Annotated in this window: 23 protein-coding genes; 13 read left to right on the top strand and 10 right to left on the bottom strand. The window is 74.3% G+C overall.

What is annotated here, in order from left to right:
- Positions 1–45 precede the first annotated feature (45 nt).
- From Q3W71_RS07360 to Q3W71_RS07315, 10 genes are all read left to right on the top strand, one after another.
- The gene (locus tag Q3W71_RS07360; RefSeq protein WP_302918503.1) at positions 46–1,452 is read left to right on the top strand and encodes an L-serine ammonia-lyase; all 1,407 of its coding nucleotides are present in this window, start codon (positions 46–48) and stop codon (positions 1,450–1,452) included.
- 59 nt (positions 1,453–1,511) lie between these two features.
- Entirely contained in the window at positions 1,512–2,339 is an 828-nt protein-coding gene (locus Q3W71_RS07355; RefSeq protein ID WP_302918502.1) for an ABC transporter permease, read from the top strand.
- Positions 2,340–3,086, top strand: coding sequence for an ABC transporter ATP-binding protein (locus tag Q3W71_RS07350; RefSeq protein ID WP_302918501.1), 747 nt, complete (start codon positions 2,340–2,342; stop codon positions 3,084–3,086).
- 68 nt (positions 3,087–3,154) lie between these two features.
- Positions 3,155–5,098, top strand: a complete 1,944-nt coding sequence (locus Q3W71_RS07345; RefSeq protein WP_302918743.1) for a DUF5941 domain-containing protein — start codon at positions 3,155–3,157, stop codon at positions 5,096–5,098.
- Positions 5,099–5,114: 16 nt separating this feature from the next.
- Positions 5,115–7,325 (top strand): bifunctional glycosyltransferase family 2 protein/CDP-glycerol:glycerophosphate glycerophosphotransferase, encoded by a 2,211-nt coding sequence (locus Q3W71_RS07340; RefSeq protein WP_302918500.1) that lies wholly within the window; start codon positions 5,115–5,117, stop codon positions 7,323–7,325.
- A 145-nt stretch (positions 7,326–7,470) separates the two neighbouring features.
- On the top strand, positions 7,471–8,775 hold the full coding sequence (locus Q3W71_RS07335; protein WP_302918499.1) for an ABC transporter ATP-binding protein: 1,305 nt from the start codon (positions 7,471–7,473) through the stop codon (positions 8,773–8,775).
- Between the two features lie 66 nt (positions 8,776–8,841).
- Positions 8,842–9,912, top strand: a complete 1,071-nt coding sequence (locus Q3W71_RS07330; RefSeq protein ID WP_302918498.1) for a hypothetical protein — start codon at positions 8,842–8,844, stop codon at positions 9,910–9,912.
- A gap of 204 nt (positions 9,913–10,116) precedes the next feature.
- Positions 10,117–10,581 (top strand): DUF4442 domain-containing protein, encoded by a 465-nt coding sequence (locus Q3W71_RS07325; RefSeq protein WP_302918497.1) that lies wholly within the window; start codon positions 10,117–10,119, stop codon positions 10,579–10,581.
- Positions 10,582–10,635: 54 nt separating this feature from the next.
- Positions 10,636–11,388: an HAD-IA family hydrolase gene (locus tag Q3W71_RS07320; RefSeq protein ID WP_302918496.1), complete on the top strand. Its 753-nt coding sequence runs from the start codon at positions 10,636–10,638 to the stop codon at positions 11,386–11,388.
- Positions 11,385–13,757, top strand: a complete 2,373-nt coding sequence (locus tag Q3W71_RS07315; RefSeq protein ID WP_302918495.1) for a glycoside hydrolase family 65 protein — start codon at positions 11,385–11,387, stop codon at positions 13,755–13,757. Before Q3W71_RS07320 ends, Q3W71_RS07315 begins: the two co-directional genes overlap by 4 nt.
- Before the next feature lie 92 nt (positions 13,758–13,849).
- Here Q3W71_RS07315 and Q3W71_RS07310 read toward each other — a convergent pair whose 3' ends face one another.
- The gene (locus Q3W71_RS07310) at positions 13,850–14,029 is read right to left on the bottom strand and encodes a hypothetical protein (RefSeq protein WP_302918494.1); all 180 of its coding nucleotides are present in this window, start codon (positions 14,027–14,029) and stop codon (positions 13,850–13,852) included.
- A 161-nt stretch (positions 14,030–14,190) separates the two neighbouring features.
- Between Q3W71_RS07310 and Q3W71_RS07305 the strand changes: the two genes are divergently transcribed.
- Positions 14,191–14,856, top strand: coding sequence for a dienelactone hydrolase family protein (locus Q3W71_RS07305; RefSeq protein ID WP_302918493.1), 666 nt, complete (start codon positions 14,191–14,193; stop codon positions 14,854–14,856).
- A gap of 52 nt (positions 14,857–14,908) precedes the next feature.
- Here Q3W71_RS07305 and Q3W71_RS07300 read toward each other — a convergent pair whose 3' ends face one another.
- The gene (locus Q3W71_RS07300; protein WP_302918492.1) at positions 14,909–16,027 is read right to left on the bottom strand and encodes an AI-2E family transporter; all 1,119 of its coding nucleotides are present in this window, start codon (positions 16,025–16,027) and stop codon (positions 14,909–14,911) included.
- Positions 16,028–16,324: 297 nt separating this feature from the next.
- Between Q3W71_RS07300 and Q3W71_RS07295 the strand changes: the two genes are divergently transcribed.
- Complete coding sequence (locus Q3W71_RS07295) at positions 16,325–16,507, top strand: antitoxin (RefSeq protein WP_302918491.1); 183 nt, start codon at positions 16,325–16,327, stop codon at positions 16,505–16,507.
- A gap of 279 nt (positions 16,508–16,786) precedes the next feature.
- Here the strand turns inward: Q3W71_RS07295 and Q3W71_RS07290 are convergent, their stop codons facing one another.
- Positions 16,787–17,389, bottom strand: coding sequence for a hemerythrin domain-containing protein (locus tag Q3W71_RS07290; protein WP_302918490.1), 603 nt, complete (start codon positions 17,387–17,389; stop codon positions 16,787–16,789).
- A 249-nt stretch (positions 17,390–17,638) separates the two neighbouring features.
- On the opposite strand from Q3W71_RS07290, the gene Q3W71_RS07285 reads away from it, so the two are divergent.
- Complete coding sequence (locus tag Q3W71_RS07285; protein ID WP_302918489.1) at positions 17,639–18,955, top strand: FUSC family protein; 1,317 nt, start codon at positions 17,639–17,641, stop codon at positions 18,953–18,955.
- Positions 18,956–18,965: 10 nt separating this feature from the next.
- Here Q3W71_RS07285 and Q3W71_RS07280 read toward each other — a convergent pair whose 3' ends face one another.
- The 7 genes from Q3W71_RS07280 to Q3W71_RS07250 all read right to left on the bottom strand — a co-directional run bounded on the left by Q3W71_RS07280 (position 18,966) and on the right by Q3W71_RS07250 (position 23,962).
- Complete coding sequence (locus Q3W71_RS07280; RefSeq protein WP_302918488.1) at positions 18,966–19,625, bottom strand: C39 family peptidase; 660 nt, start codon at positions 19,623–19,625, stop codon at positions 18,966–18,968.
- Positions 19,626–19,966: 341 nt separating this feature from the next.
- Positions 19,967–20,374, bottom strand: coding sequence for a pyridoxamine 5'-phosphate oxidase family protein (locus Q3W71_RS07275; RefSeq protein ID WP_302918487.1), 408 nt, complete (start codon positions 20,372–20,374; stop codon positions 19,967–19,969).
- A gap of 57 nt (positions 20,375–20,431) precedes the next feature.
- Positions 20,432–20,776: a YkvA family protein gene (locus Q3W71_RS07270; protein WP_302918486.1), complete on the bottom strand. Its 345-nt coding sequence runs from the start codon at positions 20,774–20,776 to the stop codon at positions 20,432–20,434.
- Between the two features lie 37 nt (positions 20,777–20,813).
- Positions 20,814–21,614 carry a hypothetical protein gene (locus tag Q3W71_RS07265; protein WP_302918485.1) on the bottom strand — a complete coding sequence of 267 codons (801 nt, stop codon included), beginning with the start codon at positions 21,612–21,614 and terminating at the stop codon, positions 20,814–20,816.
- A gap of 158 nt (positions 21,615–21,772) precedes the next feature.
- The gene (locus tag Q3W71_RS07260; protein ID WP_302918484.1) at positions 21,773–22,144 is read right to left on the bottom strand and encodes a hypothetical protein; all 372 of its coding nucleotides are present in this window, start codon (positions 22,142–22,144) and stop codon (positions 21,773–21,775) included.
- A gap of 221 nt (positions 22,145–22,365) precedes the next feature.
- Entirely contained in the window at positions 22,366–23,601 is a 1,236-nt protein-coding gene (locus Q3W71_RS07255; RefSeq protein WP_302918483.1) for a WXG100 family type VII secretion target, read from the bottom strand.
- On the bottom strand, positions 23,594–23,962 hold the full coding sequence (locus Q3W71_RS07250; protein ID WP_302918482.1) for a hypothetical protein: 369 nt from the start codon (positions 23,960–23,962) through the stop codon (positions 23,594–23,596). Before Q3W71_RS07250 ends, Q3W71_RS07255 begins: the two co-directional genes overlap by 8 nt.
- Positions 23,963–23,984: the final 22 nt, after the last annotated feature.

Here is a 23,984-nt window from a genome sequence, read left to right as displayed (position 1 = left end):
GGGCCACCACCCCGCGCGAGGCGGACGACGGCGAGGAAGAGCAGCATGATCAGCGTTTTCGACCTGTTCAGCGTGGGCATCGGGCCGTCCAGCTCGCACACGGTGGGGCCGATGCGGGCCGCCCGCACCTTCGTCGCCGGGCTCAAGGCCGACGGGCTGCTCGCCGACACGGCCCGGATCCAGGCGGAGCTGTTCGGCTCGCTGGGCGCCACCGGGCACGGCCACGGCAGCGACCGTGCGGTGCTGCTCGGGCTGGCCGGCGAGGCGCCGGAGACGGTCGACACCGACTCCGTGGAGCCGCGGGTCGCCCGGATCCGGGCGGAACGCCGGATCGGCCTGCTCGACGCGCACGAGATCGACTTCGACCCGGACCGGGACCTGGTGCTGCACCGCCGCCGGTCGCTGCCGTACCACCCGAACGGGATGACCTTCGCCGCCTACGACTCCGCCGGGGAGCCGCTCCGGACGCGGACCTACTACTCGGTGGGCGGCGGGTTCGTCGTCGACGAGGCGGCGGCCGGGGCGGACCGCATCAAGCCCGACACCACCGCCGTGCGGTACCCCTTCTCCACAGGCGGGGAGTTGCTCGCGGTGACCCGGGAGACCGGGCTGTCGATCAGCGAGGTGATGCTCGCCAACGAGCTGTCCTGGCGCAGCGAGCGCGAGGTGCGGGCCGGCCTGCTGGAGATCTGGCGGGTGATGCGGGAGTGCGTCACCCGCGGCTGCGAGCGGGACGGCGTACTGCCCGGGGGGTTGAAGGTCCGGCGGCGGGCGGCCGAGCTGTACCGCGGCCTGATGGCGGACGCGGACCCGGTGCGGTCGGCGGCGGGCGCGGCGGGCCGGGGAGCGGCCGACCCGCTGCGCGCGATGGACTGGGTGACCCTGTTCGCCCTCGCGGTCAACGAGGAGAACGCGGCCGGCGGCCGGGTGGTCACCGCCCCGACCAACGGCGCGGCCGGCATCATCCCGGCGGTGCTGCACTACTACGACCGCTTCTCCCCGGGCGCCTCCGAGGACGGGGTGGTGCGCTTCCTGCTCGCCGCCGGCGCGATCGGCGTGTTGTTCAAGGAGAACGCCTCCATCTCGGGGGCCGAGGTCGGCTGCCAGGGCGAGGTCGGGTCGGCCTGCTCGATGGCCGCCGCCGGGCTGGCCGAGGCGCTCGGCGGCACCCCGGAGCAGGTGGAGAACGCCGCCGAGATCGGCATGGAGCACAACCTCGGGCTCACCTGCGACCCGGTCGGTGGCCTGGTGCAGATCCCGTGCATCGAGCGGAACGCGGTGGCTAGCATCAAGGCGATCACGGCCGCCCGGCTGGCGCTGCGCGGCGACGGGGTGCACGCCGTCTCGCTGGACAAGGTCATCAAGACCATGCGGGAGACCGGCGCGGACATGAAGGTGAAGTACAAGGAGACGGCACGCGGCGGCCTGGCCGTCAACGTGATCGAGTGCTGAGCGGGCGTTCGTTCACCGACTGCTAACCTGTCGTCCGTTCACTGAGGCGGGAGGCGGCGGTGACCTCGGGCGTCGGCGCGTTGTGGTCGCACCGCAATTCGCTGCGCATCCTGGTCAGACGCGACCTCGCGGTGAAGTACCAGCAGTCCGTGCTCGGCTACCTGTGGTCGCTCATCGAGCCGCTCGGCATGGGCGCGATCTACTGGTTCGTCTTCGGCGTGCTCTACTCCCGGGACACCACCCGGCATCTGGGCGAGGCGGCCGACTCGTACCCGCTCTTCCTGATCACCGGGATCTTCGCCTGGATGTGGACCAGCTCCGCGCTGAGCGAGGCGACCAACGCGCTGACCGGCCAGTCGCGGTTGATCACCACGATGAACGTGCCGCGTCAGGTCTTCCCGATCGGCCGGGTCACCGGCCGGTTCGCCGAGTACGCCGCCGGCCTGCCGATCCTGGCCACGGTGGCGGTGGTGTACGCGGCGCACGGCAAGGTCACCCTCGGCTGGTCGCTGCTCGCCCTGCCGCTGGCGGTGGTCGTGCAGGCGGTGCTGCTGGTCGGGCTGGCGCTGCTGCTGTCGGCGTTCAACGTGCTGATGCGCGACGTCGAGCGGTTCATGCGGCTGATCATCCGGGTGCTCTTCTACGCCACGCCGATCATCTATCCGCTGAGCCTGGTGCGCGACTCCGACCTGCCGGGCTGGCTCAAGCTCGGCTACGAGCTGAACCCGCTGGTCGGCATCTTCCAGCTGCACCACGCGATCTGGTACCCGGCCGAGTTCCCGGACGCCCGGCTGCTCGCCACCACGGTCGGCGGCAGCCTGCTGGTGCTGGTCGTCGGCTGGTGGTCGTTCCGCCGGCTGGAGCCCGCCGTGCTCAAGGAACTGTGAATGGCCGACCCGATCATCGAGGCCGAGGGCCTCGGCATCCGGTTCGTCCGCAACCGCCGGCGGCAGTTGCGGCTGCGCGAGCTGTTCATCCACCGCGGCGCCCGGGGCGCGGGGAGCGGGCAGTTCTGGCCGCTGCGCGACGTGTCCTTCGCGATCTCCGCCGGCGAGACGGTCGGTGTGGTCGGCCGCAACGGCACCGGCAAGAGCACGCTGCTGCGGCTGATCGCCGGCGTGCTGATCCCGGACGAGGGCCGGATCCGGGTCCGCGGCGATGTCGCGCCGCTGCTGGAGCTCTCCGCCGGGTTCTCCAACGACCTGACCGGGCGGGAGAACCTGTACCTGGTGGGCGGGCTGCACGGGCTGTCGTCGAGCTACCTGAAACGGCACTTCGACGACATCGTCTCGTTCGCCGGTGAGCAGGTGGAGCGGGCCATCGACACCTCGGTCCGGCACTACTCGTCCGGGATGAAGGTCCGGCTCGGCTTCGCGATCATCTCCCACCTGCCGCACCCGATCCTGCTGATGGACGAGGTGACAGCGGTCGGTGACGCGGAGTTCCGGAAGAAGTGTTATGCGACGATCGACCGTCTGCTCGGGGAGGGGCGCACTCTGGTGCTGGTGTCACACAACGAAAAGGACCTGACCCGGTTCTGCCGTCGGGGGCTCTTCCTCGACGGCGGCCGGCTGAGCGTCGACGGGACCATCGCCGAGGCGCTGGACGCGTACCACAGCGCGGTCCCGCGGTGACCCTCGCGATCGTGCTCGCCGCCGGAGCGCCGGCCGCGAGCCTGCCCACCACCACGCCGGCTGCGGGCCTGCCGGCGGCGACGACCGGCGGGACGCTCGCCGACCGGCTGGCCGCGCAGTTGCGCCGGGCCGGGGCGGCCGAGGTGCGGTTCGCCGCCGACCTCGACGAGCTGGCCGCGCTCGCCGACGCCGCCACCGGGCCGGTGCTCGTCACCGGCGCCGACCTGGTCGCGCACACCGCCGTGCTGCGGCACCTGGCCACCAGCCCGGTCGGGCCGACCGTGGCGCTGGTGCTCACCGACCCGCCGGACGCCGGGTGGGTCGCGGTGCGCGAGGAGCGCGGTCAGGTGGTCGACGCCGGGCCGCCGGAGGGGCTGGTCGGCGCGGCCACCGGGATCTTCGGCGGCGCGCTGCGGGTCGGCGCCGACGACCTGCCGGTGCTCGCCGCCGCGGCCCGCGCGGTCGCCGCCGGCACCGCCCCGGCGGTCGCCGGGCCCGCCGTGGACCGGCTCTTCGCCGGCCTCGCCGGGCTGGGCACCCTGACCTTCGCCCACCGGGTACGCCTGCTCGTCGCGCACCGGGTCACCGACGCCGCCGGGCTGGCCGCCGCGGAGGCGGCCGTGGCCGCCGTCGACGAGGACCGGGCCGAGCTGAAGCTCTCGGTCAAGGAGCGGGACGACTTCTTCACCACCTTCTTCGTCAGCACCTGGTCGCCGTACGTGACGAAGGCGGCGGCCCGGGTCGGGCTCGGCCCGACCGCGGTCACGATGATCTCGGTGGCCTTCGCGGTGGCCGCCGCGGTGCTGTTCGGGGTCGGCGGCCGGCCGGCGCTGGTCGCCGGGGCGGTGCTGCTCTACCTCGGTTTCGTCCTCGACTGCGTGGACGGCCAGCTGGCCCGCTACACCCGGCACTTCAGCGCCTGGGGCGGCTGGCTGGACACCATGGCCGACCGGGCCAAGGAGTACCTGGTCTACGCCGGCCTCGGCTACGGCGCGACCCAGGCCGGGTTCCGGTACGGCTGGGCGCTGGCGATCGCCGCGATGACGTTGCAGACCGTGCGGCACATGACCGACACCTGGTACGGCGTGCTGCACGACGAGGCGGCCCGCCGTCCCCGCCCGGCGGCGGGGGCCACCGGCGGCATCGGCGGGAAGCTCAACGCCGCCTCCACCCGGGTGCAGGCGGACACCGGTTCGGTGTCGTACTGGCTGAAGCGGACGGTGGTGTTCCCGATCGGCGAGCGGTGGGCGCTGATCGCGGTGACCGTGGCGCTGTTCGGCCCGCTGGTCAGCCTGGTCGCCGTCCTGACCTGGGGGGTGCTGGCGTTCGCGTACACCGGGGCGCTGCGCACCCTGCGCGCCCGCTGGATGTGGGTGCCGGTGCTGGACACGGTCGACGCCACCCTGCACCGCGACGACGGCCCGCTGGCCCGCCGGCTGCCGGCGCTGCGTCCGATGGGGCCGCTCACCCTGGCGGTGGTCGCGGCGCTCGGGTCGGCGGCGCTGCTGGTGGCGGCGCTGCTCGCGGCCGACGGCGGCGACCCGGACGGGCTGCGCTGGGTGGTGCCGGTCGCGCTGCTGGTGCTGCTGGTCGGCGGCCTCGGCGCCGGCGCGGCGCACAACGGGCCGCTGGACTGGCTGGTGCCGGCCGCGCTGCGGGCCGCCGAGTACCTGTTCGCCATCGCGGTCGGGGTGATCGGCGGGGTGCCGGCGTGGCTGGTCTTCGGTTACGTCTTCGTGCTCACCCTGCACCACTACGACCTCACCGCCCGGCTGGAGAAGCGGCAGGCCGCGCCGCCGCTGCACCCGGCCACGCTGGGCTGGGAGGGCCGTTCGGCGCTGCTGGCCCTCGCGGCGATCGTCGGAATTGCGGGTATCGGGATGGCTACACTCGGTACGTACCTTCTCGTGGTTTTTGTGGGGAGCGTGGTCCTCGCCTGGGCCGTCCTGCCCGCCCGCGCCGCGCGGGCGACGGCGGGCCTGGTCGGTGCGGGAGGGCGCTCGCCGGGCTGACGGAGGGGCCGGCCGGATGACCCTGATCAGTTTCGTCGTACCGGCCTACCGGGTGCAGGGCTACCTGCGCGAGTGCCTGGACTCCATCCTCGGCCAGCCGGTCGCCGACATCGAGGTGATCGGGGTCGACGACTGCTCGCCCGACGACGGCGGCGAGATCCTGGCCGAGTACGCGGCCCGCGACCAGCGGGTGCAGGCGATCCGGCTGACCGAGAACGTCGGGCTCGGTCCGGCCCGCAACATCGGGCTGGACCGGGCCGCCGGCGAGTACGTCTGGTTCGTCGACGGTGACGACTGGCTGGCGCCGGACTGCCTGGTCGAGGTGGCCGAGCGGCTGCGCGCCGACCGGCCGGACGTGCTGCTGGTCGACCACGTCCGGACGCACTGGAACGACACCGCCACCCGCAGCGCGATGGCCGAGGTGTTCCCGGAGCCGCCCGGCGCCGGGACCTTCCGGCTGCGGGACCGGCCGGAGACGCTGCGGCTGCTGCACACCGCCTGGAACCGGCTGGTCCGCCGGCGGTTCCTGGTCGAGCTGGGGCTGCGCTTCGCGCCGGGCTGGTACGAGGACGTCTCGTTCAGCTACCCGGTGCTGATGGCCGCCGAGCGGATCGCCGTGCTGGACCGGGTGTGTGTCAACTACCGGCAGCGGCGGGCCGGGGCGATCACCCGGACCCGCGGCGACCGGCACTTCGAGGTCTTCGAGCAGTGGCACCGGGTGTTCCGGCTGATGGACTCCTGGGGGCCGGCGGTCGACGAGCTGCGCCCGGCGGTCTTCGAGCGGATGATCTGGCACTACCTGACAGTGCTCGGCAACGGCGAGCGGATCGCGCCCGACCTGCGTCCCGGCTTCTTCCGCCAGATCACCGCCGACTACGCCCGCTGGGTCCCGCCGGAGCGCCCTCCGACCCCGGCCGGGGTGGAGGGGCTCAAGTACCGGCTGGTGGCGGCCGGGCGCTGGCGGACCTTCAGCGCGTTGCGGACCGCCGGCCAGGCCCGGGACGCGGCCCGGCGCACCGCCCGGGGCGCGAAACGGCGGGTCGCGCCGGTGGCCCGGCGTACCGCCCGGACGGCCCGGGACGCGCTGCTGCGCGAGTACTACCGGGCCGAGCTGCGCCGACCGGTCGACCCGACGCTGGCGGTGTACGCGGCCTACTGGTATCGCGGCTACGCCTGCAACCCGGCGGCCGTCTACGAGGCGGCGCGGCGGCTGGCGCCGCAGGTGCGCGGGGTGTGGATCGTCCGCCGGGACCGGGTGCACACGCTGCCCGACGGCGTCGAGTACGTCGTCGCCGGCACGCCCGCGTACCACCGGGTGCTGGCCCGGGCCCGCTGGCTGGTCAACAACGTCAACTTCCCGGACTTCGTCCGCAAGCGACCCGAGCAGGTGCACCTGCAGACCCACCACGGCACGCCGGTCAAGGTGATGGGGCTGGACCAGCAGCGCTACCCGCTCGGCGCGGTCGGGATGGACTTCGCCGGGCTGCTGCGCCGGGTGGACCGCTGGGACTACAGCGTCAGCGCGAACAGCTTCTCCACCCAGATGTGGGAGCGCGCCTACCCGGCCGCGTACACCACCCTGGAGGTCGGCTACCCGCGCAACGACCGGCTGGTCACCGCCACCGCCGAGGAGGTACGGCGGATCCGCGTCGACCTCGGCCTCGGCCCCGACGAGCAGGTGGTGCTCTACGCGCCGACGCACCGGGAGCACCTGCCCGGCTACCGGCCGCCGTTCGACCCGGACCGGTTCCTCGACGTGCTCGGCCCGACCGGCCGGTTGCTGATGCGCAGCCACTACTTCCACGACCGGGACCGGCGGACCCGGCGGCCGCTGTCGAGGGACCGGATCCGCGACGTCAGCGGCCATCCCCGGGTGGAGGACCTCTACCTCGCCGCCGACGTGCTGGTCACCGACTACTCGTCGGCGATGTTCGACTACGCGGTGCTGGACCGGCCGATCGTCGTCTACGCCCCGGACTGGGACGCGTACCGGCTGGCCCGCGGCGTCTACTTCGACGTGACGGCGGAGCCGCCGGGTGCGGTGGCCCGCACCTTCGCCGACCTGCTCGACCTGTTCCGCTCCGGCGAGTACGGCTCGGACGCGGCCGGCAAGGCCCGCCAGCAGTTCCGGACCCGGTTCTGTTCGCTCGAGGACGGTCACGCCGCCGAGCGGGTGGTCCGCCGGGTCTTCCTCGACGAGTCGCCGGAGACCCGTCCGGCCTGCTGAACCATCGCTCAGGTCGATCGCCGGCGCTCGATACGGCGTAATAGGTCTGTCACTGGCTGAACATGGCACGTTTACCCGATGTGCGGAGCGCATGAGTTTCGTCACAGTCATTCGGGGTTCGGTCGATGAGCTGGGGGAGGAGACGGTGACTACCGTCGCGCTCAAGGATGTGACCAAGGTTTTCGATGACGGCACGCGCGCCGTCGACAGCGTCAGCCTCGACGTCAACGACGGCGAGTTCATGGTGCTGCTCGGCCCGTCCGGTTGCGGCAAGTCCACAGTGCTGCGGATGGTCGCCGGGCTGGAGGATCCGAGCTCGGGCGCCATCATGCTCGACGGGGAGCTGGCCAACGACCTGCCGCCCCGGGACCGGCGGATCGCCATGGTCTTCCAGGACTTCGCGCTCTACCCGCACATGACGGTCGGCGACAACATCGCCTTCCCGCTGCGGCTGGCCGGGATCGAGCCGGTGCCGCGCGGCGAGCGGGTCACCGACGTGGCCAGCGCCCTGGGCATCGGCGACGTGCTCGGTCGCAAGCCCAGCCAGCTCTCCGGCGGGCAGCGCCAGCGGGTGGCGATGGGGCGGGCGATCGTCCGCCGGCCCGGCCTGTTCCTGATGGACGAGCCACTGTCCAACCTCGACAGCGGGCTCCGCGCCGAGCTGCGCGCGGAGATCTCCGGCCTCACCCGCGAGCTGGGCGTCACCACCATCTACGTCACCCACGACCAGGCCGAGGCACTGACCATGGCCGACCGGGTCGCGATCATGCGCAAGGGGGTCCTCCAGGACGTCGGCACCCCCACCCAGGTGTACGGGCGGCCGGCCACCCTCTACGTGGCCGCGTTCCTCGGCAGCCCGCGGATGAACCTGCTGGAGGCCTCGGTCTACGTCCACCTCGACCGCTACGTCACGCTCACCCTCGGCGAGCAGGCGCTCTACCTGCCCTGGGACGACATCCGCAGCCGGGCGGTGGCGCACTACCACGGGGAGCGGATCGTGGTCGGGATGCGGGCCGAGGCGCTCACCCCGGTCACCCCGGACAGCCCGGGCGACGTGCTGCACGGCCGGATCCGCTACCTGGAGCACCACGGGCACGAGTCGCTGGCCTTCCTGGACATCGGGGCCACCGCGATCGTGGTCGACGAGATGGGCGCGCGCGGCGAGACCGCCGACGTCGCCGGCCAGCGCGGGCTGCGCCGGTTCGGCCAGGTCATGCAGCGGCTCGCCGGGCGGGCCGGGGAGGGGGAGGCGCCGAGCGCGTCCGTCGGCACGCGGACCAGCGTGCTCAACGACCCCGGCCGGCACCACCGGCGCCCGGCCGAGCTGGCCGTCCGGCTGGCTCCGTACCCGGCGGTCTCCGCCGGTCACCCGCTCTCGGTAGCGGTACGCATGGACGCGCTGCACTTCTTCGACGAGCGCGGCGACCGGATCGACGTGGGGTGGCGGTGACCGGCCCGGTGCCCTACCGTCAGCGCACCACAATCCACAGAGCATCGAACCGGAAGGGGTGCGCCCGTGTCGGGTGACCGTCCCAGCCCGCTGGTCATCGAGCGCATCCTGCGCGACCGGCAAGGCATCTGGCAGCAGATCGTGGCCGAGCGCGACCTGAACACGCTGACCGGCCGGATGCTGGCCAGCTCGGCCGTGGCGCTGGCCTGCTACGGCGCGGTGCTGGGCGCGTTCCACAGCCCACTGATGGCGCTGACCTCGGCGGTGAAGCTGCCGCTGCTCTTCCTGGTCACGCTGGTCATCTGCCTGCCCACGCTCTACCTGTTCAACCTGGTCTTCGGGGCCCGGCTCTCGGTACGGCAGTCGGTGGCCCTGGTCATGGTGGCCATCACGGTGACCTCGATGCTCGCCGTGGCGTTCGCGCCGATCAGCCTGTTCTTCCTGATCACCGCCCCCGACTACGGCTTCTTCAAGCTGCTGAACGTGGCGATCCTGACCCTGTCCGCGGTGGTCGGCCTGCGCTTCCTGACCGGTGGCATGCAGGTGCTCAACGAGCACGGCCTGCTCGCCCCGGCCACCGCCGGCCAGGCGGCGAACGTCGCCACCCCCGCCGCCCAGGCGGTGCCCGCCCAGGCCGCTCCCGCGCCGGCCGTGCCCGCCGAGGCGGTGCAGCCCGCCCCGGCGGTCGCCGAGCCGGTGCCGGCGGGTGCGACGGTCGGCGGCGCGCCGGTCGCCGCCAACGGCAGCACGCCGGCCGGCGACGGGTCCGCCGCGCCGACCACCGGCCAGCCGGCCCCGGCGCAGCCCGGCCCGGTCGCGCAGCCGGTGCTGGTGGCGCAGCCGGCCTTCGCCGGGCAGCCGGCGCTCGTGCCGGCGGGCTACCCGGCCGGGATGGTGCCGCCCGGCTACCCGCAGCGGCCCTGGGGCACCCCGCCGGCCCGGCGCGGTGAGCCGGGCCAGCGCCCGGCCAGCATGACCCTGCTCTACATCTGGATCCTGCTCTTCGGCTTCGTCGGCACCCAGCTCGCCTGGACGCTGCGCCCGTTCTTCGGCGACCCGGGCCAGGGCTTCGCGCTGTTCCGCAGCATCGACGGCAACTTCTACGCCGAGATCCTCCGCACCATCGCCAACCTCTGACCCGCCACCACCCCGACGCCCCCGCCCCCGCTCCCGGGACGGGGCGCGTCGCCGGTGAGCGGGTCGGTGGCGGGTCGTCCGGGCGCGTCGGTGGTCGCTCCGACGACCACAGACGCACCCGAAGCCATCGCGGGGCGCACTGCTCCCGGATCGGCGGGCGCAGCCGCTTGTCCGGGAAGTTACCGGCGAGTAACGTTCCGGGGTATGACCATCGACTCGCGCCAGGTGGCGGCGGCCATGCTCGAGGCCGTGCCGTTCGCCCGTACGTTGAATCTGGAGATCCTCGAGGTGGCCCCCGAGGCGGAGGGTGGGGTGCGGGCGGTCGTCCGGCTGCCCGACACGCCGGCCACCCACAACCACGTCGGCGGTCCGCACGCCGGTGCGATGTTCACCCTCGGCGAGACCGCCTCCGGCACGGTGGTGATGGCCGCGTTCGGGCACCTGCTCGACCGCGCGGTGCCGCTCGCGGTGCGCGCCGAGATCGCGTACCGGAAGCTGGCGATGGGTCCGGTGCTGGCCACCGCCCGGCTCGGCCGCCCGCCGGCCGAGGTGATCGCCGAGCTGGAGGCCGGCCAGCGGCCGGAGTTCCCGGTCCAGGTGGAGATCGCCACCGAGGAGGGCAAGCCCACCTCCACGCTGACAGTGGTCTGGACGCTGCGGCCGAACTGACCCGACGGGGCCGAAACGGGTTTCTCCCGGCGGCGGTCTGGATAGATTCGTACCGTGCTGGGCCTGCCTGCTCACGTGACCGCCTGTCTCTTCGACCTGGACGGTGTGCTGACGCAGACCGCCCGGGTGCACAACGCCGCCTGGAAGGCGACCTTCGACGAGTTCCTCCAGCGGCACGCCGCGATCAGCGGTCAGCCGTACCGCCCCTTCGACCCGGGGCCGGACTACAACCGGTACGTCGACGGCCGGCCCCGCGCCGACGGGGTGCGGGCCTTCCTCGCCTCACGCGGCGTGGTGCTGCCCGAGGGCACGCCCGACGACCCGCCCGAGGCCGAGACGGTCAACGGCGTCGGCAACCGGAAGAACGTCCGGCTGTTGCAGGAACTGCGAACCCACGGGGTGGACGTCTACCCCGGCTCGGTCGACTACCTGACTGCGGCCGCGGCGGCGGGGCTGCGCCGCGCGGTGGTCACCGCCAGCGCCAACGGCGCGGAGGTGGTCGCCGCCGCCGGCCTGGAGCCGCTGCTGGAGGCCCGGGTGGACGGCCTGGTCGCGCGCGCCCAGGCGCTGCGCGGCAAGCCGTACCCGGACACCTTCCTGGCCGGCGCGAAGCTGCTCGGCGTCGAGCCGGCGCAGGCCGCCGTGTTCGAGGACGCGCTGGCCGGGGTGGCCGCCGGGCGGGCCGGCGGGTTCGGCTACGTGGTCGGGGTCGACCGGGTCGGGCAGGCCGACGAACTGCGGGCACACGGCGCGGACGTGGTGGTCGGCGACCTCGCCGAACTGCTCGACGAGGGGCGGGGCGCATGATCAGGGAACGGGCCTATCCGGTCGAGCCGTGGCACGTGCGGGAGACCCGGCTGGACATGGACGTGCTCGCCCAGTCCGAGTCGGTCTTCGCGCTCTCCAACGGCCACGTCGGGCTGCGCGGCAACCTCGACGAGGGCGAGCCGCACGGCCTGCCCGGCACCTACCTCAACTCCTTCTACGAGCTGCGCCCGCTGCCGTACGCCGAGGCCGGGTTCGGCTTCCCCGAGTCGGGTCAGACGATCGTCAACGTCACCAACGGCAAGCTGATCCGGCTGCTGGTCGACGACGAGCCGCTCGACGTCCGCTACGGCGAGCTGATCGCCCACGAGCGGATCCTCGACCTGCGCGCCGGCACCCTGCACCGGGAGCTGCACTGGCGCTCCCCGGCCGGCCGAGAGGTCAAGGTGCGCAGCACCCGGCTGGTCTCGTTCACCCAGCGGGCGATCGCCGCGATCAACTACGAGGTGGAGGCGGTCGACGGGCCGCTGCGGCTGATCGTCCAGTCGGAACTGGTGGCGAACGAGACGCTGCCGGCGCAGAGCAAGGACCCGCGGGTGGCGGCGGTCCTCGAATCGCCGCTGCTCGCCGAGGAGGAGCTGACCACCGACGACGGCGGGCTGCTGATCCACCGCACCAAGGTCTCCGGACTGCGGGTGGCCGCCGCGATGGACCACGACGTGCAGGCGCCGGCCCGCACCACCATCGAGTCCGAGGGGTACGAGGACTGGGTCCGTACCACCACCGCGTGCGTGCTGGAGCCCGGCCAGACGCTCCGGGTGGTCAAGTACCTGGCGTACGGCTGGTCCAGCCGGCGCTCGCTGCCGGCGCTGCGCGACCAGGTCAACGCCGCCCTCGCCGGGGCGAAGCTGGACGGCTGGGAGGGGCTGCGCCGGGAGCAGCGGGAGTACCTCGACGAGTTCTGGGACGCCGCCGACGTGGTGGTGGAGGGCGACCCGGAGGTGCAGCAGGCGGTCCGCTTCGGCCTCTTCCACGTGCTGCAGGCCGGCGCGCGGGCCGAGCGCCGACCGATCCCCGCGAAGGGGTTGACCGGTACCGGATACGACGGGCACGCGTTCTGGGACACCGAGATGTTCGTGCTGCCGGTGCTCACCTACACCCATCCCGCCGCCGTGCGGGACGCCCTGCACTGGCGGCACCGCACGCTGCCCTACGCGCGCGAGCACGCCCGGACGCTGAACCTGGAGGGTGCGGACTTCCCCTGGCGGACCATCGAGGGGCCGGAGTCGTCGGGCTACTGGCCGGCGGGTACGGCGGCCTTTCACGTCACCGCCGGCATCGCCGACGCGCTGCGGCGCTACGTGCTGGTCACCGGGGACGTCGAGCTGGAACGGGAGATCGGGCTGGAGCTGCTGGTGGAGACCGCCCGGCTGTGGCGCTCGCTCGGCCACCACGACCGGCGCGGAAAGTTCCACATCGACGGGGTCACCGGCCCGGACGAGTACACCGCTGTGAAGAACGACAACATCTACACCAACCTGATGGCGCAGCGGAACCTGCTCACCGCCGCCGACGCGGTGATGCGGCACCGGGACGAGGCGCTCCGCCTCGGAGTCACCGACGAGGAGGCGGCCTCCTGGCGGGACGCCGCGGTGGACATGCACATCCCGTACGACGAGGAACTCGGCGTCCACCAGCAGGTGGAGGGCTTCACCCGGTTGCAGGAGTGGGACTTCGCGCACACCCCGGCGGAGAAGTACCCGCTGCTGCTGCACTACCCGTACTTCGACCTGTACCGCAAGCAGGTGGTCAAGCAGGCCGACCTGGTGCTGGCCATGCACTGGCGGGGTGACGCGTTCACCCCGGAGCAGAAGCTGCGCAACTTCCTCTACTACGAGCGCCGTACCGTGCGGGACTCGTCGCTGTCGGCCTGCACGCAGGCGGTGCTGGCGGCCGAGGTGGGCCATCCCGAGTTGGCGCACAGCTACCTGCGCGAGGCCGCGCTGATGGACCTGCACGACCTGAGCGAGAACACCCGCAACGGGGTGCACATGGCGGCGTTGGCCGGGGCGTGGATCGCGCTGGTGGCCGGCTTCGGCGGGCTGCGCGACCACGACGGCACGCTGTCCTTCTCGCCCCGGCTCTCCAGCCGGCTGAGCCGGCTGGAGTTCTCGTTGCAGTGGCGGGACATGCGGCTGCGGGTCGACGTGCGGCCGCACCAGGTGACGTACGCGCTGCGCCACGGCGACCCGGACGACGTGCTGGAACTGCGCCACCACGGCGAGAAGGTGCGGGTCACCTGCGACGAGCCGGTGACCGTGCCGGTGCCGCCGCTGGAGGTCTCCGGTCCGGCGCCGGAACAGGCCCCCGGCCGGTCACCGCTGCTGCGGCTGCCGGAGCACGAGCCGTAGGGGAGGAGCCCACGCCGGGCGGGCGGCGTACCACGACGAACCGGACGGACGGCGCCGCCGGCCCGCGACGTGGCGGGCCGGCGGCGGTCGGTCTAGAGCGACCTGCCCTGGGACGGTCGGCCCGCGGCGTCCCGCGGCGCCATCGCCCGCGGATCGTCGGCCACCCGGGCCTTGGCGGCCTCGTCCCCCCAGTCCCGGCTGCGTTCCTCGTCCTGTTCCCGCCGTTCCTGCTCGGCGGTCTGCGGTCGGGACCCTCGCTGCTGCTGCGCCATGGCGATCCTCGCGATCCGTCGGGGCGCCCTCGCGCCGGTACGGTCTGCGGTCACCCGCCGGCTACCCGACCACCCGGCCGACAAACGCCGGCGTGCCGCGCGCGGCGCCGGGTAAGCCCGGTGACGCAGCCGGTGGTCCGGCCGGCGGGGTGGAGGTCGAGATGGACGTGCGCAGCAGCGAGGTGACGATCCCGGCGGGGGCGGTCGAGCTCACCGCCGACCTGCTCGTCCCGGCGGAACCCGCCGGGGTGGTGCTCTTCGCGCACGGCAGTGGCAGTTCCCGGCACAGCCCGCGCAACGTCGCGGTGGCCCACGTGCTGAACCGGCAGGCGCTCGGCACCGTGCTGGTGGACCTGCTCACCGCGACCGAGGACCAACTGGACGCCCGCACCGCTGAGCTGCGCTTCGACATCGGCCTGCTCGCCGACCGGCTGGCCGCGATCGTCGACTGGCTGGACACCGAGCGTCCCTTCGGCCCGGCGCCGATCGGTCTCTTCGGCGCCAGCACCGGCGCGGCCGCCGCCCTGGTCGCCGCGGCGGCCCGGCCGGACCTGGTGCGCGCGGTGGTCTCCCGGGGTGGCCGGCCGGACCTGGCCGGCCCGGCCCTGGGTCAGGTGCGCGCGCCGACGCTGCTGCTGGTCGGCGGCCTGGACGAGCAGGTGATCACGCTGAACGAGCAGGCCCGTGACGCCATGCGGGGCAACGCCGAGCTGCGGATCGTCCCCGGCGCCACCCACCTGTTCGAGGAACCGGGCACGCTGGAGGAGGTGTCCGACGCCGCCACCGGCTGGTTCACCACCCACCTGCGCCACCCGATCCCCTCCTGACCGGCCGGGGACGCGCCGCGAGGCGGTCAACCGGTCCCGGGGGCACGCTGGCCTACCTCGACTCCGCCGGCTCCAACGGCGCGTCGCGGTGCTGTTGCACGGTCTCCACGATCCGCCAAACCACGGCGGTGATCGGCACCGCGACGAAGGCGCCGGCGATCCCGGCGACCAGGGTGCCGGCGGTGACCGCGACCAGGATCACCGCCGGGTGCAGGCGTACCTGGCGCTTCATGATCAGGGGTTCCAGCAGGTTGCCCTCGATCTGCTGCACGGCGATGACGGCGGCCAGGGTGAGCAGCGCGGTGCCCGGCCCGTTGGCCGCGAGCGCCACCAGCACCGCCACCGCGCCGGCCACGGTGGCCCCGATGATCGGTACGAACCCGCCGAGGAAGGTGATCAGCGCGAGCGGCAGCGCCAGCGGGACGCGGAGCACCACCAGGGCCAGACCGATGCCGATCGCGTCGATCGCCGCGATCATCATCGTCCCCCGGCTGTACGCGCCCAGCGTGCGCCAGCCGACCCGGCCCGCCTCGGCGGCCACCGCCCGGTTCGGCCCGGTCGCCCGGTCGAGCACCCAGTGCCACATCGACCGGCCGTCCTTGAGCAGGAAGAAAAGGAGCACCAGCGCCAGCAGCGCGGAGCCGAGGACCTCGCCGACCGTCCGGGCGCCCGCCACCGGGTCCAGCGAGCCCTGGCTGAGCGCCTGGCGTCCCTGCTCGACGAGACGGTCGAGCTGCTGGTCGGTCACCGGCAGGGTGGAGGTGACGAAGTCCCGGCTGCGGTCCAGGCCACGCTGGAGCTCCTCGCTCAACTCGCTGAACTGGCTGGCGGTCAGGTTCCACACCAGCACCCCGACCCCGACCAGGATGCCGAGCAGGAGCAGCACGGTGAGCAGGGCGGCCAGCGCGGCGGGCAGCCGGAGCCGGCGCAGCCGGAGCAGCACCGGGTCGAGCAGGGCGGTCAGGAAGACGGTGGCAGCCAGCGCGATGGCCAGCGGTGCGAGCAGGACGGCGATCCGGCCGACCAGGTAGAGCCCGGCGGCCACGACCACCAGGCAGGCGCTCCACACGACAGCGGTACGGACCAGCCACGGCAGGGTCGCCCACGCCTGCCGGGGACTGCCGTCCCGGCTCGTCGTCTCGGGCGTCCGCCCGGCACCGTCGTCACTCACGTCGGCCCTCCTCGATCTCCGGCGTGGTCCGTACCCGGCCGGCGTCCGTCCGACACCCGTGCCCACGCTAGGCGGCCCGCCGGGCGCGGGGGAGCGGATCGGTGTTCCCGGCGGCGGGGCCGAGGACCGTCCACGGTGGCGCGGGGGCGGGAGCCGGTCGCCGCGGCGCCGGTGTCGACCCGGTTCGGCCGGTGCGCCGGCGCGTCCGGTCCGTGACGGTCTGTCCGGCCGGTCGGCGTTTGCGCCCAGGGTCGCGGGGAACCCAGGATGCTAGACCCCGACGCGAGGAGAACCGTGATGAGCGACTTCATGGACAAGGCCAAGGACTTCGCCGACAAGCACGACAAGCAGGTCGACCAGGGGCTGGAGAAGGGCGGCGACATGGCCGACCAGCGCACCGGCGGCAAGTACGACGACCAGATCGACAAGGGCGTGGACCAGGCCCAGGCGCGTACCGGCGAGGGCGACCAGGTGCGCTGAGTTGCCCTGCCGTCCCGGGTCGCCGCGCGCGGTGGCCCGGGACAGTCCTTTCCGGAGCGCCCGTGACCGTTGTCAGCGCTGCACGAGGTTACGCAGCGCTGGGGGAGCGCGACTCTACCAAGCCGACGCCCCCGAGGTGGCCCGCGCCGACCGGGACGGTGGGCCGGGAACACGCGGTGGCCCCCGGCGGGCCCCGTCGCGTCGACCCCATGTCGCCGAAGGGTCGACAACCGCGAGGTCGCGAACGGGTTCCGCCGGGGGCCACCGGCGCCCGGTCGGTCAGCTCTGCTTGTCGCGCAGGTCCGACATGGAGGTGGGGCGGCCGCTGAGCGCATCGCGCATCCGGTCGACCAGGCCGGTGCCCGGGTTGAGCAGCCGGTTGGCCGGCGGGTGGTCCGGGGCGGCCGGGTGCGGCCGGGTCGGCGCGGCCTTCTTCGCCGCGGTCACCTTGCCGGCCAGCTCCACCAGCTCCTCACGGGCCACCGCGGCGCGCAGCCGGGGGAAGAGGTCGCTCTCTTCGTCCTGCACGTGGTGGCGGATCGTGCTGGTCAGGTGGGTCAGCAGCGGGTCGAAGCGGGGGTCGGAGGGGTCCAGCGACTCCAGCTCCTTCATGGTCCGTTCGGCGTCGGAGTGCTCGCTGATCTCGTGTTCGGCGATCTGGTCGCCGTCCGGCAGCGCCTTGCGGGCCAGCGGGTAGACGTACATCTCCTCGGCGACGGCGTGCCGGACCAGCTCGGCGATCACCACGTCGGCCAGCTGCCGGCGGTGCTCGGGGGTGCCCTGCCGGGTCTCCAGCTCGACGAAGAGCGTCTCCACCTCGCGGTGGTCGGCGGTCAGCACGTCGACGACGTCCTGGCCGGCGGTGGTCTGTGTCTCGGTCATGATGGCCCCTTACCGGTTGCGGAAACGGTCGGTTGCCGGGCCTGGTACCCCCGGCCGGGCGGGCGAACCACCAGACCGGAGGCCGGGCATCCACCGCCGTCTCCGCGCCCGGTCATGGGCGGCCGTCGAGGAGCGCGGCCGGCGGGTGCCGGGCGGTGGCCGCCAGCACCGGTTGGTGTCGACGGAGTACGGCAGCGCCCCGTCCCGATCGGGGGCGATTCACCCGCTCCGGGCCGGGTAACCGCCGCCATGGCCGAGAACCGCCGGACGACCGACTCCCCCCGGTCACCGCTGGACACGGTGCGGGACCGGGGCGGTCGGGCGGTGGCCGGGGCCCGGCAACGCGGTGCGCAGGCGGGCCGGCTGCGGCTGCGGCAGTTGGAGGTCACCCTGGTGATCGCCCTCCAGGCGGGGCTGGCCGCCGCGCTGGCCGCGCTGATCGCGCAGAAGCTGCTCGGGCCCGGCCCGCACGTCTTCGCCCCGGCCGCCGCCGTCGGCACCATCGCCGCCGCGATCGGCCAGCGCACCCGGCGGACGTTGGAGCTGCTGGTCGGTGTGGCGCTCGGCATCGTCATCGGCGACGTCCTGCTGTTCTGGCTCGGCTTCGGTCCGTGGCAGACCGGCCTGGTGGTCGCCCTGGCGATCGCGGCGGCGCTGCTGGTCGCCGGGCGCAGCGGCTCCCTGGTCGGGCAGGCGGGCGGTACCGCCGTGCTGATCGCCACCCTCTCCCCGTCCGAGCGCAACCTGGAGATGCCCCGGATCCTCGACGCGGTGGTCGGCAGCGTGGTGGGGCTGCTGGTGGTGGCGTTGCTGGTGCCGATCAACCCGATCCGGGTGCTGGACCGGGCCACCGCGCCGATCTTCGCGCAGGTCACCGACGGGCTGCACGAGGTCGCCACCGGCCTGGACCAGCGGGACGCGGACCGGGTGGTGCGGGCCCTGGAGCGGCTGCGCGGCCTGGACGCCGACGTCGGGCGGCTGAACGAGTCGCTCAGCGGTGCCGAGGAGGTGGTCACGATCGCGCCGGCCCGGTGGCACCGGCGCCAGGAATACCACCGCTACGCGCGCAGCGCCGAGCACCTGGAGCGGATGGTGCTCGACAGCCGGGCGCTGACCCGCCGGTCGGCCACCCTGCTCCAGTACGGCGAACCGGTGCCGGGGCCGCTGCCCGACGCGGTGGCCCGGCTCGCGGCGGCGATCGGCGAACTGCGGCGGGAGTGCCAGCGCGGCGAACCGCCCGAACGCGCCCGGCAACTGGTGCTGGAGGCCGCCGAACTGGCCGGCCGGGCCTGGGCCGACGGGGTGGGCAGCTTCGGCGACACGGTGGTGACGGACCTGCGTACCGCCGCCAGCGACCTGCTCCGCGCGACCGGCTGCGAGCCGGACGAGGCCAACCGGCTGGTCCGCCGGGCGGCCGGTGCCGGCGAGTTCGCCGGCCGGCCACCGGCCCGGCGCCGGATGGAGCGCCGGACCCCGCCGGCCCGGTCCCGCCGTGCCCGTCGCACGCACCGGCACCGCGGACGGCGCCGGGCCGGCCTCCCCGAACGGGGGAGACCGGCCCGCTGATGCCCGTCGGTCAGGACGAGTAGCCGCGCTCGGCGATCCAGTTGGCGACCTTCTCCAGGGTCATCCAGTACTCCGGCACCGGGCTGGCCGGGTCGGCGACCCGGATCAGGTCAGCGCCGTCCCGGTAGCCCACCAGGGTCAGGTAGTGGCCACCCTCGTACGAGTGCGGGCTGCCGTCGGTGTCCACCGCGGTGCCCTTGACGTTGGCCACCACCGGCCGGCCGGCGTCCAGCGCGGCCAGTACATCGGCACGCAGCCGGTCGATCTCCTCCGGCTTGGCGACCGGGCCCCGGATCTCGGTGGTCTTGTACCGGCCACCGGTCAGCTCGTTGAGCACCCGGGTGGTGTCCAGCGCCGAGTCGGTGCCGGCCTCGGTGGTGCCCAGCCGCTTCGCGACCTCGTCCTGGGACAGCGCCTTGCCCTGCGCGGACAGCGCGATCCGGGTCGCGGCCGGGCCGCAGTAGTAGAAGTTGGGCTGCGCCTGGTACTCGATGCCGACCATGCGCTCGGCCCGCTTGTCCGCGCGGCCGCCCTTGTCGGTGTGCGGCGCGGCGACCGGGAGAGTGCCGGTCGGCGCGGCCTGGGCGGCCGTCGTGGCGCCCGCGACGCAGCTGCCGGCCACCAGCAGCCCGGCGACGGACAGACCACTCTTCTTCAGGATGGAGTTCATGGGTCGGGCTCCAATCGGGGGTTTGTCGGCTCCGGGATCGGTGCCGCAAGCACCGGGAAAGGCGCTCGGCTCAACGGGAATCCGCATCGCCCGGGCCGCGTCGGCCACGGGCGTGCCGGGGATGTAACGGTCCTGCTCCGACCGGCATTCCGCCCGGCCGGTCAGCCTGTTCCGCCGGTCCGACCAGGTCCAACAGCGGCCGCGGCGGCCGGATTCCGGCGGTTCGGCGGCCCGCCGCACCGAATCCTCGACTCCGACGCGGAACCGGTCATCCGCGACATGCGGGCAGGAAACGGCGGTGACCGGTTCGGCATGTCCCGGCCGGTTGAGCTACGCGGGGCTCAGAGCGATCCGAGCACCCGGGTCACGGTGATCTCGATGACCACCCGTTCCGGGTTGGCCCGGGGCGTCCGGTAGCGCTCGGCGTACCGGCGTTCGGCCTCGGCCACGGCGGCCGGATCCGACCGCAGCCGTGCCCGCCCCTCCAGGGTCAGCCACCGCCGCCCGTCCACCTGGCAGACGGCCACCGGGGCGCCGTCGGGGCCCGCGACGGCGACGTGCCGGGCCTTGTGCGAGCCGCCGCTGGTGATGACCCGGGCCAGGCCCGCCGCCGGGTCGAGGGTGACCCCGACGGGTACCACGTGCGGGGTGCCGTCGGCGCGCAGGGTGGTCAGCGTGGCCAGGCGCCGTTCCCGGCAGAACGCCACGACGCGCTCGTCCCGAAGGTCCAACCGATGCGCGTCCGGCATGCCCGTCCCCTGTCTCCCGGTGCGGCACCGATCATGACACGCGGCACCGGTGGTGGCTCAGGAGACGGGACGGCGGATCCGGCCCGGATCGGCGGGCGGCGGGCCGGGGCGCCCGGGCAGCGGCCGGCTCGCGGCCCGGCGCTTGCTGATCAGCCGGGTGAGATAGATCAGCGCGCCGGCCAGCACGCCGATGTCGTCGAGGTAGATCGGGTCCGGGAGCAGGTCCACCGGGAAGATCGCGTAGATCAGCGCGCCGTAGAAGGCGACCTTGCCGCCGCCGCCGAGTTCGCCGAGCATCCGCCGGGCCCGGACCACCCGTACGGCCAGCAGCACGGCGCCGGTGAGCATGGCGGCCACCAGGACGCCGACGACCGCCACGACGAGCCACGCCTCACTGGACATACCCACACGCTAGCCCGGCCCGCCCAGCCCCGCCCGATCAGTACGCGGCCACCGCCGCCCGGCCCCGGGCGACCGGGGGCAGTTCCCGGGTCTGCTCGCTCGCCGAGCCGCGCGGCAGCTCAGCCAGCGGCAGCACCGACGGAGCCTCCTCGGTGCGGCGGCGGGTCGCGGCGAACGCCTCCTCCCGCAGGCTGCGCGCCGCGGCGGCGGCCAGCTCGGCAGCGCGCCAGGCGGCCTGCTCCCGCTCCCGGGCCGTCCGCTGCCGGGCGAGCAGGTTGTCCCGTACCGCCCGGCGCAGCACCAGTTCCTGCTCCACCGGGTGCAGCCGCGGGTCCCACCCGTTGCGGTGCGCGAAGACGTCGCTGAGCTGCTCCACCGACAGTTCCCGGCGCCAGTAGGCGTCCAGGGCGGTGCGATGCAGGAAGCGCTCGCGGTCGGCGTACTCGGCGGGCGTGCGGGCGGTGCGGGGCAGGGGCAGCGCCGCGGCCGCCGCCAACCGTCGCACGTCCGCCTCGGCGGCCTCGTACGCCTGCCAGACCTGCTCGACCTCCTCCTGCGCGGCCACCCACTCGGCCCGGCGACGCTGCGCGGTGGCGGTCGCCCGCTCGGCGGCCACCGCGACCTCCGCCGCGTAGCGGGCCCGCTCACGCTCCTCCTCGGCCAGTTCGAGTTGGCTGGGCATGGCGGCCTGCCGGATCCGGGCGCCGGCGTCGAAGCGCAGGCGGCCCGGGCGCAGCAGCAGGCCGGCGACGATGACGGCCACCACGCCGAGCAGGCTCAGCCAGATCGCGGCGGCCCGGGGGACGTCGGGCAGGACGGCGGAGAGCACGGTTCGCATCAGCAGCACCTCACGGCGGCAGAGAGAGGGGTCGACGGTCACGGGCCCGGTGGTACGGATGCGCGGGCGGTCGGGCGTCCTCGGCGGTGGGCCGGCGCTCCGACGGGTCGCGCGCCCTCAGCCCCGGGTGGGCACCTACGCGGCGACGGGGCTGACGGTCAGGCGGTGGGTGGACCGCGCCGGGCCGGCATCCCGCGTCCGGGATCGGTGGCCGGGCCCGCGAGCCGGGCGGTGGCCACGACGTCGGCGGTGACCGGGGTGGCCTCGGCGGGGCCCGGCTCAGTGGTGTCGGCGTCGATGCTCCGTGCCGCCGCGCTGGCCGCGGCGTCGGGACGCAGCTCGTCGACCCGGCTCGTCACGGCGAGCGGCCGGAGCTGGGCGGCGGTGGTGGCCGGTTCGGTGGCGGTGCCGGCGGTCAGCCCGCCGAGACCGACGACGAGCACCAGCGCGGTCGCCGCCAGGCGGGTCATCGTCCGTAGCGCGCGCAGCGTGACCGACCACAGCGGGTGGGCGGAGGCTACGGACGGCACCAGACCAACCTATCGCCCGATTCGGGTGGTCGCAGCACGGCGACGGGGACGGTGACCGACGCCACCCGGGTGCGGTGTGGACGGTCACCGGGGAGACGAGGGCGCGGCCGGAGCGGGTGGGGGAGCCCGCCGGGGGGTTGCGACCCAGCCGCGGCGGACACGACGACGGCCCACCCGGTGGTCGCCCGCCGGATGGGCCGTCGTGTGCCGGATGTCGCCGGTCAGCGATCGGTGCCGAGCACCGGCGGCGCGGCGTCCGCGCCGTCCTGCCAGACCATGTCGTCCTCGGTGAGCCAGGTCAGCCGGTCGTCCGAGGTGTCGTCGTCGTGCTGCCCGCGGCCGCCGAGGACGCCGGCCCGGTTGGCCGCCCGGCCCTGCCGCGCGGTGGCGGCGTCGCGGGCCGCGCCGTCGCCACGCCGCCCGTCCATGCTGCGCCCGGCGCCGCTGGCGGATCTGGTCTCGGCCGCCGCCGTGCCGCCGGTGGGCCGGGCCACGCTGGTCGGCGCGCTGCTGGCCGAGCCGGCCAGCGCGGCGGTGCCGACCAGCCCGCCACCACCGGCGAGCAGCGGGCCGAATCCGCCACCGGCCGAGGCCGTCGCGGTGCCGCCGCCCAGGCCGGCCGGGGGCGCGCCGCCGAGCACCGGGCTGGTGGTCAGCGGCCCGGCCCCGGCGAGGGAGGTGCCGAGGTCGGGATCGGTGGTGCCGCCGATGGTGCCGGGAGCCGCGCCGGCGGAGCCGCCCGCTCCGGAACCGGTGCCCGGACCGGACCCGACCTGGTCGGGGGTGGCCACGGTGTGGCCGCCGGTCTGCGGGGTGAGGCCGGTGCTGGTCGGCGCGGCCGTCGGCGTGGTCGCGCCGGGGCCGCCGCGCGGCGTGGTGGTGCCACCGGTGATCGGGCGCGGGGTGTCGACCGGCGGGGGCGGCGGCGCGACCATCCGGCCGTACGCCGAGAGGTCGTAGCCGGCGGCCAGCTCGGCCACCACGTTGACCATCCGCTGGTGCGCCTTCTCCTGCTCGGCCTTGTCCTGCTGGTGGCCGAGCAGCCCGCCGACGATCGCCCCCGGCAGGCCGAAGGCGGCACCCTTCATCGCACCGGAGACCGCCTTGTCGTGGTCGTCGGTCTTCTCCGGGCTCTCCGCCTCCCGGTGCGCGGTGCGGAGCTGGTCGGCCATCAGGGTCAGCGCCCGGCTGAGGTCGGCCATCCCCTCGCCGAGCGTGTCGGCGTAGGAGACGATGAAGTCGAGCCGGCGCTGGAACTCCTGCCCGGCCTCGCCCGTCCAGGCGTTGGCGAGCTTGTCGAGGTCGCCACCGAGCTCCCGGCCGAGGCCGTCGAGGATGCCCTTGAGCGACGTCCAGTCGGCGGCGAGGTCGTCGATCTGGCTCGGCTTGCCGGCCATCACGGCGTTGTACAGCTCCTCGTGGCTGACGCCCTGGTAGCGCGCGGTGTACTCAGACACGCGGGTCCTCCTGCCGCTTCAGCGCGTTGTCGACGCCGGTCAACGCCGCGGCGATGTCGGCGGCGTTGGCCGCGTTGCGGGCCTCCGCCGTGCGGTAGTTGTTCAGGATGGTCGCGGTGGCGGTCTGCGCCGCCTCGACCGCCTCGCGCAGCCGGCCCACCTTCTCCACATAGGACAGGTGGATGTCGGAGTACTTGCGGGCGTTGCTGGTGGCGTCGGCGAAGGTGCCCAGCGCCGGGGGCCGGCACTGCATCTCGGTGTTGAGCTTCCGCAACACCGTCTCCGCCTGGGTCAGCCGGTCGGCCAACCGCTGGTGGAAGTCCTCCAGGGACATCAGGTCGACTGTCGTGCGCCCGGTCATGGCAGCATCCCCGTACGTCTGG

This window comes from Micromonospora sp. C28SCA-DRY-2, from assembly GCF_030519475.1.
Lineage (GTDB): Bacteria > Actinomycetota > Actinomycetes > Mycobacteriales > Micromonosporaceae > Micromonospora.
The sequence above is the reverse complement of the archived record's forward strand: the minus strand, read 5'-3'. Positions and strand labels throughout refer to the sequence as shown.

What these genes read in the sequence shown, in the direction of transcription:
- Q3W71_RS07350 (WP_302918501.1), top strand. Translation starts at nt 2,340, where the DNA reads ATGGCCGACCCGATCATCGAGGCCGAGGGCCTCGGCATCCGGTTCGTC.
- Q3W71_RS07265 (WP_302918485.1), bottom strand. Translation starts at nt 21,614, where the DNA reads ATGCGAACCGTGCTCTCCGCCGTCCTGCCCGACGTCCCCCGGGCCGCC.
- Q3W71_RS07340 (WP_302918500.1), top strand. Translation starts at nt 5,115, where the DNA reads ATGACCCTGATCAGTTTCGTCGTACCGGCCTACCGGGTGCAGGGCTAC.
- Q3W71_RS07285 (WP_302918489.1), top strand. Translation starts at nt 17,639, where the DNA reads ATGGCCGAGAACCGCCGGACGACCGACTCCCCCCGGTCACCGCTGGAC.
- Q3W71_RS07280 (WP_302918488.1), bottom strand. Translation starts at nt 19,625, where the DNA reads ATGAACTCCATCCTGAAGAAGAGTGGTCTGTCCGTCGCCGGGCTGCTG.
- Q3W71_RS07250 (WP_302918482.1), bottom strand. Translation starts at nt 23,962, where the DNA reads ATGACCGGGCGCACGACAGTCGACCTGATGTCCCTGGAGGACTTCCAC.
- Q3W71_RS07310 (WP_302918494.1), bottom strand. Translation starts at nt 14,029, where the DNA reads ATGGCGCAGCAGCAGCGAGGGTCCCGACCGCAGACCGCCGAGCAGGAA.
- Q3W71_RS07325 (WP_302918497.1), top strand. Translation starts at nt 10,117, where the DNA reads ATGACCATCGACTCGCGCCAGGTGGCGGCGGCCATGCTCGAGGCCGTG.
- Q3W71_RS07315 (WP_302918495.1), top strand. Translation starts at nt 11,385, where the DNA reads ATGATCAGGGAACGGGCCTATCCGGTCGAGCCGTGGCACGTGCGGGAG.
- Q3W71_RS07360 (WP_302918503.1), top strand. Translation starts at nt 46, where the DNA reads ATGATCAGCGTTTTCGACCTGTTCAGCGTGGGCATCGGGCCGTCCAGC.
- Q3W71_RS07290 (WP_302918490.1), bottom strand. Translation starts at nt 17,389, where the DNA reads ATGACCGAGACACAGACCACCGCCGGCCAGGACGTCGTCGACGTGCTG.
- Q3W71_RS07295 (WP_302918491.1), top strand. Translation starts at nt 16,325, where the DNA reads ATGAGCGACTTCATGGACAAGGCCAAGGACTTCGCCGACAAGCACGAC.
- Q3W71_RS07275 (WP_302918487.1), bottom strand. Translation starts at nt 20,374, where the DNA reads ATGCCGGACGCGCATCGGTTGGACCTTCGGGACGAGCGCGTCGTGGCG.
- Q3W71_RS07270 (WP_302918486.1), bottom strand. Translation starts at nt 20,776, where the DNA reads ATGTCCAGTGAGGCGTGGCTCGTCGTGGCGGTCGTCGGCGTCCTGGTG.
- Q3W71_RS07305 (WP_302918493.1), top strand. Translation starts at nt 14,191, where the DNA reads ATGGACGTGCGCAGCAGCGAGGTGACGATCCCGGCGGGGGCGGTCGAG.